Origin of the sequence: Myxococcus vastator, from assembly GCF_010894475.1 — a bacterium.
Classification (GTDB): Bacteria; Myxococcota; Myxococcia; order Myxococcales; family Myxococcaceae; genus Myxococcus; species Myxococcus vastator.
The window spans coordinates 24,755-34,632 of the sequence record NZ_JAAIYB010000034.1 but is presented as its reverse complement, the minus strand read 5'-3'; the positions used below and the strand labels follow the sequence as shown (position 1 = coordinate 34,632).

The window sequence follows — 9,878 nt, the reverse complement described above, 5'->3', positions numbered from 1 at the left end:
GCACCAAACCCGCGACGGGCAGCGCGTACACCAGCCACGGGTGCCCTTCCCGGAAGTGCGTCGCTTCATCCAACAGGTAGAGGAACACCGCGGACGCCACGCCGCAGACGATGCCCACCAGGCTCCCCAGGAGCAGCCATTGCAGCAGCGCTCTAGTGCCACGGGAAAGATTCACGTGAAACACTCCGGGCCTGGGTGAAACATGATGAAACACCGCGTCAAAGGCTTGCTCCGCGTCATTCTGACGACACCCCTTCACCCGGGGGTGAGGTCATATCAACACCAGCAATTCTGACTTGGTGCGTTATTCCTGTTTCGAGGTGATTTGCGAATCGACGCCATGTAGCGTGCGCGCTCCCCCAAAAACCCCCAGCGGGAACCCAAAGGAGCGGGGCATGTCTTTCCGTCATAACGGGATGTCCATCGTTGCCATGTGCGCGGCAGTCACGGTCGGTGGTAGCGCGATGGCGAGCACCATCAACCAGAACACGTCGTGGACCATCGACCAGCCGTCGACGTCGACGAAGTACCGCGTCGTGGCTTACGGCGACTCCATCTACGCCGGCTACAACGGCAGCGTCTTCTTCTGGAACGTGGCCCGCCGCGCGGCGCCGGTGGTGCAGGGCGAGGACCTGGCGCGCAAGTGGAACGCCGACGTGGAGGTCATCCGCCGCACCAAGTCCGGCGCGAAGGCGGACGACATCTACAACAACAAGATTGTCTCCGAGCGCTCGTACATGCAGGCGGCCAACACCCGCGTCGTCATGTTCGAGATGTGTGGCAACGACTACCTCCAGGCGCGCAGCGCCTTCTCGGGGCAGTCGGGCACCTGTAACTACTCCGGCCTGGAGTCCGCCCTGGCGACCTGCACCACGTACATGGAGCGTGCGATGCAGACCATCAACCAGTACGCGCCCGCCAGCGCGACGAAGATCATCTCCAACATCTACTACCCGGGCTTCAACGCGGACAACGTGAACACCCAGTGCCGGGACTCCGCCACGGGCCAGGTCGTGAACAAGCGGGAGAAGTTCCTGCCGCTGCTGGCGCGGAGCAACTGGCGCGCGTGCAGCCTGGCGGCGCGCTACGGCTTCAAGTGCGCGGACGCGTTCGCGGAGTACATGGCCGCGGACTATGACTCCAACGGTGATGGCAAGGTGGACTCCGCGGCCATCCGCTACGTCCAGGGCGAGTCCGAGGCGGCGTACGTCCAGCGCATCTCCGTCACGCTGCGCTCCACGCTGCGCGACTCCAACACGCACTTCGTCAACTCGAGCACCAGCTACGACTACCTCCAGTCGGACGACGTCCACCCGACCTACACCGGGGGCACCATCTCCAGCTCTGGCGGCACCGGCGCGCTGCCCACGGACACCTCGACCTGGAACAAGACGGGTCACGACCGCATGGGCTTCGAGAGCGCGAAGTTCAACCCCGCCCGGCCGTAGTCGCGGCGACCGCGCCTGAAACGTGGGCGCGGTGCCTGGGCCTCCGGTTGCCTTCGGGAACCGGAGGCCTTGTCGTTTCCAGGGCGTGGCGCGCACGTCACGTCAGGAAGAGCGCGCCCATCAACGCGAAGGGGCCGGCGTAGTAGGCGAGGCGGCAGAGCCACTCCGCCGCGCGCCGCGCCCCGCGCGTCCAGGCCGGCAGCCGCCACGCGGCCAGGAGCGACGCGCTCTCCGCGACGACGCGCCAGCCGCAGGCGAAGAGCAGCAGGCCCAACGAGATGGGCACGTAGTACCGGCCGAACGAGCGCAGGTACGCGTCCAACCCGTACATCCTGTACTCACCCAGCGCGCCTCCAAACGAGATGACCTGGTTCGCGCGGAAGAGGATGGCCGTGGGCACCAGCGGGAAGAGCACGAACTTCCCCATCAGGTGGTACCAGCGCCGGCGCCACAGGGCCTGGCGCGCCTGGGCGTAGCGAACCAGCGTGTGGGCTCGCGCGGCGCCCAGTGCGCCGTGCCGGCCCAGCGCATTCAGCAGGGGCACCGCGTCCTCCACCTCCAGCGCGTGGCTGAAGGCGCGGCCGGACCGCATCCGCAGCGCCAGGCCAGGTCCCGGGAGCGGCAGCCGCCAGGGGCGCACCGCGGCCACGGCCTCGAAGGGGAGCTCCATCCGGGCGCCGCCGCGCAGCGTCAGGGTCCATTGGTGGGTGTCCACGTCCACGGTGGCCCGGCGGCCACGGCGCAGCGCGGAGACGAACGCGAGCGGCAGCGCGACGCGCAGCACCAGCCCGATGACGATGGGCACGGGCTGAACCTGCTGGGTCCCGTCGGAGAGCTCCATCCAGAGCTGCGCGGAGAAGTGGAGCAGGGCGCCCAGCGCGGCGAGCTGCGTCACCACCGCGAGCCCGCGCAGCCCGGGTGTCCAGGCGTGCACGACGAAGCGAGCGGGCTCGGGCGTGGTCGCGGGCGGTGGCGCGCCGGGGGCATCGGTGACGGGAATGGACGAAGAGCTCATGCGGGTGAGCGGACAGGCGCTGTGATTGCCTCGGGGGGAGTGGCTCCGTAGCATACGCAGCCCGGAGGTCTTCGCGCGAACATGAGGCCGCAATCCGCTACACCGAAACGGCGCATCGACAGTGACGGCGTCACGCACATCGCGCCTGCTCGCTCGGAGAAGGGCCTGGGCGCGTGGCTCGTGGGCGGCGCGTTTGTCTTCACGCTCGCGTGCATTGGCTGGAGTGTCTGGTGGGGTTCGTCAGGCCTCCAGGTCGAAGCGCCGCCGCCGCTCGCGGAGGTGCCGCGGCCCGCTCCGCCTCCCGTGCCTCAGGTGCGCGCCCGCGCGCCTCGGCCGCGGACGCCCGCCGTCGCGGCCCCGGCGCCGCTGCCTGTCGCGGAGCCCGTGGCCGAGCTGGCCACCGACACCGACGTCCAGGCGCCCGACGTGGAGGCCGAACCGACGGGCATCCAGCTCTACCGGCCCGGGACGAAGCCCATCAAGAAGGGCCTCGTCGTCCCCGACGACTTCGAGCTGCCGCCCGGGTACGTGCGCCATTTCCAGTACACGGATTCGGGTGAGCTCGTGGCGGCCGTGCTGATGTTCCATCCCGACAACCCACCCACGGATGCGAACGGGCAGCCGATGCCCGTGCCTCCCGACGGCCTGGTGCCCGAGGAGCTCGCCCCGCCCGGAATGCCCATCCAACGGCTGGAATTGCCCGAGGGCGCGGAGCGCGGGGCCTCCCAGCAGTGAACGACGTACAGGCGAGCGGTGGGCGCGGGCGGCACCTGGGTGCGGCGCTGCTCGGTGTCTTGGGGACCACAGTCTTGTTCGCGCTGTTCGCGCGGCTGGAAGCGCACTGGCTGGCGCTCGGCTGGGTGGCGATGGTGCCCTGGCTCGCGGCGCTGGACCGGGCCCGCTCGGCGCGCGAGGCGCTGGGCCTGGGCGTGCTGCTCAGCGTGACGTTCACCGCCGCCGTCTTTCACTGGTTCCCGGGCGCGCTCCAGGCGTACTCGCGAGCGCCCACGGCGGTGGGCTGGGCGCTGTTCCTGCTGGTGGCGCCGCTGCTCCAGCTCCAGTTCGCCGCCGCCGCGCTGGCCCGGTACGCGGCGCGGCGTCTGGCGCGGGAGGGGCAGGGCTGGCTGCCGCCCCTGGTGGGGACGCTCGCGTACGTGGGCGTGGAGGGAATCACGCCCAAGCTCTTCGCGGACACGCTGGGGCACGGGCTCTATGCGTCCGAGTGGCAGCGCCAGGGCGCGGACGTGGCGGGCGCGCCGGGGCTCACGCTGGTGTTGCTCCTGGGCAACGAGTGCGTGCTCGCGGCGTTTCGTGCCTGGCGGGGCCATGGGGCGCGGCGCGCCTGGAGGCCGGTGGCGGGGCTGGCGGCGCTGGTGTTCGTGCTGTCGGGGTACGGCGTCTTCCGGCAGGCGCAGGTGCGCGAGGCGACCCGGGTCGAGGGCGGGCTGGTGGTGGGCGCGGTGCAGGCGAACATCACTCGCTACGAGAAGCTGAAGGCGGAGCTGGGCGCCTATGAAGTCGTGCGGAGGGTGCTCGACACGCACTACGCGATGTCGGACGCGCTGCTGCGCGACGGGCCGGTGGACCTGTTGGTGTGGCCGGAGACGGTGTACCCCACGCCTTTTGGGACGCCGCGCAGCGCGACGGGCGCGGAGCTGGACGCGGAGATTGCCGGCTATGTCTCCGAGCGCGGGGTGCCGCTCGTGTTCGGCACCTACGACTTGGAGGGCGAGCGCGAGTTCAACGCCGCCATGTTCCTGGGCCCGTCTTCGCCCGGGCGCGCGCCTGAACGCGCCGCGTACCGCAAGACGATGCTCTTCCCCCTGACGGAGTGGGTGCCGGACCTCATCGACACCCCCACGCTTCGTGAATGGCTGCCGTGGACGGGGCGCTGGAAGCGTGGGCCCGGGCCCAGGGCCATGCGCTTCACGTTGCGAGACGGGCGCACGCTCCGGGTGGCGCCGCTCATCTGCTACGAGACGATTTTCCCCGAGTATGTCGCGCAGGGCGTGCGGCAGGGCGCGGAGCTGCTGCTCACGCTGTCCAATGACTCCTGGTTCACCGGCACGCCCGCGCCCCGGCTGCACCTGATGCACGCGGCCTTTCGCAGCATCGAGACGCGGCGTCCGCAGGTCCGGGTGACGAACTCGGGCGTGTCCGCGCTCATCGACGCGACGGGCGCGGTGGTGGCCGAGGTCGACGACGACCAGCGCGCCGGCCTCACCATGCGCGTCCCCGCGACGGCCGCGTTGACGACGCTCGCCCTGGCCTGGGGCGACTGGCTGCGCCCCCTGGCGCTGGCGCTGGCGGTGGGGTTGCTCGTGGGTGGCGCGGTGGCGCGGCGGAGGGCGCGTCCCTGAGGTGTCGCCCAGCCGCGCGAACCACTTGAGGGGCTCGCGGCGCGCGGGGATGGGCTAGGGTCGTCCGAGCTCATCTCCGAGCATGGGGCACGAGGTCCGGCTCCCTGGGATTCTTCTCATGACGTGGCTTCGCGCGCTCGCTGTCCTGCCGCTGTTCGTCTCGGCTTCCGCCTCCGCCACCTGTCCCCCGAAAGGAAGCACCCGGGAGTCACTGGCCGCCTTGAAGGCGAAGAAGTTCGCTGTCCCGGACGCCGCCGAGCGCGCGGCCTTGGTGAAGGGGCTGCTCGGCTGTCTGGGCGCGCCGGACCCCGCGCTGCGAGATGGCATCGCCTACGAAGCGCTGACGCATTGGCTGCGCGATGGGAAGCTCGACACCGCGGCGCTGCGTGAGCTGAGGGACGCGCTGCAAGGGATGCTCGCGGGCGCGGACGCGGAGGGCTTCCGCAAGCCGTTCGCGGCGCTCGTCCTCTCGGAGGTGGCGCGCGTGGACCGCGTGAAGCCTTGGATGACGGCGGAGGAGCGCACGGCCATGGTCGAGTCGGCCGCCCGCTATGTGGAGTCGGTCCGCGACTATCGCGGCTTCGACGCGGCGACGGGCTGGCGCCATGGCGTGGCGCACGGGAGCGACTGGTTGATGCAATTGAGCCTCAACCCGGCGCTGAATCGCGCGCAGGCCGACCGCATCCTCGCCGCGGTCGCCACGCAGGCCGTGCCGGAGCATGCGCATGCCTATGTCTTCGGCGAGCCCGAGCGGCTGGCGCGCCCGGTCCTGTTCCTCGCGCGGCGCGGCCTCTACTCGGAGGAGGAGTGGCGGGCCTGGTTCGCCGCGCTGCTCCCCCGGCTCGGGGACGCCAGCCAGGCGTACAAGGACGGCGCATGGCTGGCGCGGCGCCATGACCTGCGCGCCTTCCTGCTGAGCCTGTTCGTGGAGGCGGACACGAAGCTCGCGCCCGCCATCCGCGCGGCGCTGAAGCAGGTGCCGTGAGCTACAGCCGCCCGGCCTTGAGCTCCGCCACGAGGTGAGCGCTGGCGCGCACGGCGAGGGCCATCATCGTCAGCGTGGGGTTCTGCGGGCCCTGGGACGGGAAGCAGGCGCCGTCGTTGATGAAGAGGTTGGGCACGTCCCAGCTCTGGTTGTGGGGATTGAGCACCGACGTCCTCGGGTCCGTGCCCATGCGCGCCGTGCCCACCTCGTGGATGGCCATGCCCGGCGTGGACAGCGTGGCGTTGGCCTTCTCCACGGTGAAGCCGGCCGCCTCCATCATCTCCTTGCAGGCCGCCACCGCGTCCTCGGCCATCTTCAGCTCGTTGGCGGAGTGCCGGCATTCAATGTGCGCGGCGGGCATGCCCCAGCGGTCCTTCACCGTCGGGCTGAGCGTCACGCGGTTCTCCGCGCGCGGCACCATCTCCCCGAAGGGCACGAAGTGGCAGTTGTCCCCGAAGGTGAAGACCTGCACGCCGTAGCCGCGCGCGAAGTCCTGCGCCTTCGTGGTCACGTTGCGGAACTGGGGGATATACGCCCAGCTCTGCTCCTGCCGCTGGGCTTCGGGAGGCAGGTTCATCTTCGCCTCGATGCCCAGCAGGTACGTGTGGTCCATCAGGTTGCGGCCCAGCTGCCCCGACGTGTTCGCCAGGCCGTCCGGGAACGCGCTGCCGCGCGAGTTGAGCAGCAGGCGCGTGGACTCAATCGCCCCCGCCGCCAGCACCACCACCCGCGCGTGGGCCTCGTGGGACTTGCCCGACTTCGCGTCGAGGTAGTGCACGCCCGTCGCGCGCCCCGTCGCCGCGTCGTACAGCACCTGGTCCACCACCGCGTTCGTGCGCAGCGTGAGCCGGCCCGTCTTCAGCGCGGCGGGCATCGTCACCGGCGCTCCCGCCGTGCGGCGGACGATGACGCGGCGCTCGGGCCAGCGGCGCTCCACCCGTTCCTTCAGGTGCTGCTCCGCGGGCGTCATGGTGAGGGCCCCCGCGAAGACGGAGTCCGGCAGGATGTCCAGGCCATCCGCGTTGCCGTGGAGGCCCATCCACCGCTCCACCGTCTCGTAGTGCGGCGCCAGCTCCGCCAGCGTCAGCGGCCAGTCCGGGCCCTGCCCGTCCTGCGTGCCTGCTTTGAAGTTGAAGTCAGACAGCCGGTAGAACTGGCGCCCGTGCGCCTTCACCGACGTGCGCCCGCCCACCTGCCGCGCGCGAATCCACGTGAAGGGCTGGTCCTCCGGCGTGGTGTAGGGATTGTCCACGTCGTCGACGAAGGCGTGCGGGTGGAAGGGCCACGCGAAGGTGGTGCTTTGCACCGCCTGGCGCACCTTGCGCTTGTCGTCCGTCTCCGCCAGGTAGCCGAAGGACTGGCGCAGGCGGTGGAATATCCACCGCATCCGGTCCGCGCCCATGCCTCGGCCCGCTTCGAGCACCAGGACACGCAAGCCCGCTTCCGTCAGCTGCTTGGCCGTCCAGCCACCGCAGGCGCCCCCGCCCACCACCACCACGTCGAACATCGTCCTGGATGTGCCCACGGCTTTCCTGGCGCGACAGTGCCGTCTTGGATGGCACTGTGAGTTGTCTACACGGAGTGTAAGCTGCCCGGTACGTCGCGGAGCAACGTGAGTCCCATCCGCACGCCTGGGGTTCAAACACCCCAGCTCCCTTCACCGAGGTCCAACGAAGATGAAGTGGCGGTGGCTGCTGGGTGGAGCGCTCGCGCTGGGGCTGCTGGCCGCGCTGGCGGTGTTCGGTAGGGCGCTGCGTCATTCGGAGGCCTACTTCCACTACCCACGCCCCAAGGCCGAGCGCCCCGCCGACTTCGCCGAGGCGAAGGACGTCTCGCTTCAGACGTCGGACGGGCTGACGCTGCGGGGCTGGTACGTGCCGTCCCGGAACCGCGCCGCCGTGGTGCTGGCGCACGGCCTGTCCCAGACGCGCGCGGACCTGCTGCCCGAAGCGCGAATCCTGCGCGCCGCGGGTTATGGCGTGCTGCTCTTGGACTTGCGCGCCCACGGTGAAAGCGAGGGCGCGTTCTCCACCTGGGGAGACCTGGAGCGCCGGGACGTGCGGGCCGCGCTGGCCTTCGTGCGCGCCCAGCCGGACGTGGACCCGGAAAGGGTGGGGGCGCTCGGCTTCTCGATTGGCTCCGCGGCCGTGGCCGAAGTCGCGGCGGAGGACCCGGCGGTGCGCGCCGTGGTGCTGCTGTCCCCATTCAACACGCTGTGGCTGGCCGCCGCGTATGACTTCCGCCGCTTCGGCTTCGTGTCGCAGTCCGGCGCGCTGGTGCCCTTCTGGCGGCGCGGCATTGCCCTGGAGGAGGTGCGCACCATCGACGCGGTGGAGCGCATCCGCCCCCGGCCGCTGCTCATCGTCATGGGGACGGAGGAGTCCGGACAGCCGCTCGCCGATGCGCTCTTCGCGAAGGTGCGCGGGTACGCCCAGACGTGGCGCATCCCAGGCGCCGGGCACGGGAACTTCAGCGCCACCGAGCCGGAGGCGTACCCCCAGCGGCTGAAGGCGTTCCTCGACGCGGCGTTGCTCGCGCCCTGAGCGTCACTCCGCCTGAGGGGCGGCGCTCGCCGTGGATTCCAGCTCCCCGAGCTGCGCCAGGAAGGCGCGGCCCTTGGCCGGGTCCGTCATGTGGATGAAGGCGGCCATGCCCTTGAGCTGCTCCAGCGACTCGCCCTCGCGGGCCGGCTTGCCCTTCTTCCGGTTGTGGATGGCGGCGCGCAGCTGGCGCACCACATCGCGCGGGACTCGGGCCGCAGGCGCGTCCTTGCCCGCGGCATTCACGACCAGCCCCGTCACCCGCTGCCGCGTGCCCTTGCGCGCCACGCGCGTCTTGTCCGGGTGCACGCGGAAGCCCTCCGCCTCCACCACCTCCTGCACGCGCGACAGCAGCATGGCCACCGGGGGACGCTGCGTCCGCCGCGCCTTGGGCTGCTTCGCCTTCGTCCACGAGAAGGTCAGGTCGTCCGCGTAGCGCGTGTACGTGAAGCCCAGCCGCTTCGCGAGCGCGGACAGTCGCTTGTCCAGCTTCAGGCACAGCGCGTTGGTGATGCCCGGCGACGTGGGCGCGCCCTGGGGCAGCGCGCGCGGGCCCTTGGCCACGTGCAGCAGCTTGCCCCGGAACTGCACCGCCTCGCGCGGCGCCTCCGTGGAGAGCAGCGACAGCAGCGTGGACGTGCCCTCCGGCAGGCCGCCCTTGCGCAGCAGGCCCTTCACCCGGCGCCAGGTGACGGAGGGGAAGAAGTCCTTGAGGTCCACCTTCACCACCACGTCCGCGCCCTGGTGGGCCAGCGCGTTGGTGAGGATGGAGCGCCCCGCCACGAAGCCGTGCGCCGCGCCGTGCACCGGCAGCCGCTCCACGACGTTGGACAGCACCCAGCGCTGCGCTGCCTTCAGCTCCGGCTTGGGGGACGTAATCGTGCGCTGGCTGCCGTCCCGCTTCGGAATCGTCCAGCTCACGTAGTGCGTGGCCGTGTCCACCTCGCGGTGGAACGCGAACCAGCGCAGCTTGGACACGCTCAGCCCCAGCGCCTTGGCCAGCGCCTCCGCCGAGTCCAGCTCCGTCAGGCCGTTGGCCCGGGCCCGCTCCTCGCGGTGGGGCACGTCGAACGCGTCCGCCGGGCGGTCCTCCACCCAGTGCACGCCCGCGCCCAGGTGGCCCACGTGCGTGGCCTTCCACGCCTCGTGCGCCTGGCGCTTCAGCGCGCGGCGCTCGGTGGCCTCGGCCTTCTTCTTCTCCTTCCAGGCCTTCTTGTCCTTCTCGGAGGCGCTGGAGAAGTCCAGGTCCTCCACCGCGAGGCCCTTGGAGACGAGCTGCGCTTGCACCCAGTCGTCGGCGCCGCCCGCTTCGTCGATGGCCTTCGCGCGGACGAGGAGCGCTTCGTGCGCGAGCCGGCGCGCTTCACGCTTTGCGGCGGCGTCCGGCGCCGGAGCGGTGGGTTCGGGCGTGGGCACGGCCTGCGGCGAAGCTGCGGGGACGAACGGGTCCAGCCTGGCGGTCATGTCTGCACCTTGGGCGGGCGCGGCGATGGGAGACGGGACATGGCGCGAGCAGTCGAGGGAGGCCGG

General features: G+C 71.0%; 8 protein-coding genes. 5 read left to right on the top strand and 3 right to left on the bottom strand.

The window, feature by feature from the left end:
- The first annotated feature begins 395 nt into the window (after positions 1-395).
- On the top strand, positions 396-1,448 hold the full coding sequence (locus G4D87_RS05690; protein WP_163779759.1) for an SGNH/GDSL hydrolase family protein: 1,053 nt from the start codon (positions 396-398) through the stop codon (positions 1,446-1,448).
- A gap of 97 nt (positions 1,449-1,545) precedes the next feature.
- On the opposite strand, the gene G4D87_RS05685 is transcribed toward G4D87_RS05690, so the two are convergent.
- Positions 1,546-2,463, bottom strand: a complete 918-nt coding sequence (locus G4D87_RS05685) for a hypothetical protein (protein ID WP_176409227.1) — start codon at positions 2,461-2,463, stop codon at positions 1,546-1,548.
- 81 nt (positions 2,464-2,544) lie between these two features.
- Here G4D87_RS05685 and G4D87_RS05680 point away from each other — a divergent pair, with 81 nt between their 5' ends.
- From G4D87_RS05680 to G4D87_RS05670, 3 genes are all read left to right on the top strand, one after another.
- Positions 2,545-3,198 (top strand): hypothetical protein, encoded by a 654-nt coding sequence (locus G4D87_RS05680; protein ID WP_163779758.1) that lies wholly within the window; start codon positions 2,545-2,547, stop codon positions 3,196-3,198.
- On the top strand, positions 3,195-4,823 hold the full coding sequence (gene lnt, locus G4D87_RS05675; RefSeq protein WP_163779756.1) for an apolipoprotein N-acyltransferase: 1,629 nt from the start codon (positions 3,195-3,197) through the stop codon (positions 4,821-4,823). Before G4D87_RS05680 ends, lnt begins: the two co-directional genes overlap by 4 nt.
- Before the next feature lie 118 nt (positions 4,824-4,941).
- Positions 4,942-5,808, top strand: a complete 867-nt coding sequence (locus tag G4D87_RS05670; protein ID WP_163779754.1) for a DUF2785 domain-containing protein — start codon at positions 4,942-4,944, stop codon at positions 5,806-5,808.
- A gap of 1 nt (position 5,809) precedes the next feature.
- Here G4D87_RS05670 and G4D87_RS05665 read toward each other — a convergent pair whose 3' ends face one another.
- Positions 5,810-7,333 (bottom strand): GMC oxidoreductase, encoded by a 1,524-nt coding sequence (locus G4D87_RS05665; protein WP_163779751.1) that lies wholly within the window; start codon positions 7,331-7,333, stop codon positions 5,810-5,812.
- Between the two features lie 151 nt (positions 7,334-7,484).
- Between G4D87_RS05665 and G4D87_RS05660 the strand changes: the two genes are divergently transcribed.
- Positions 7,485-8,351 carry an alpha/beta hydrolase gene (locus G4D87_RS05660; protein ID WP_163779749.1) on the top strand — a complete coding sequence of 289 codons (867 nt, stop codon included), beginning with the start codon at positions 7,485-7,487 and terminating at the stop codon, positions 8,349-8,351.
- Positions 8,352-8,354: 3 nt separating this feature from the next.
- Here the strand turns inward: G4D87_RS05660 and G4D87_RS05655 are convergent, their stop codons facing one another.
- Entirely contained in the window at positions 8,355-9,812 is a 1,458-nt protein-coding gene (locus tag G4D87_RS05655) for a reverse transcriptase family protein (RefSeq protein ID WP_163779746.1), read from the bottom strand.
- Between the last annotated feature and the right edge of the window lie 66 nt (positions 9,813-9,878).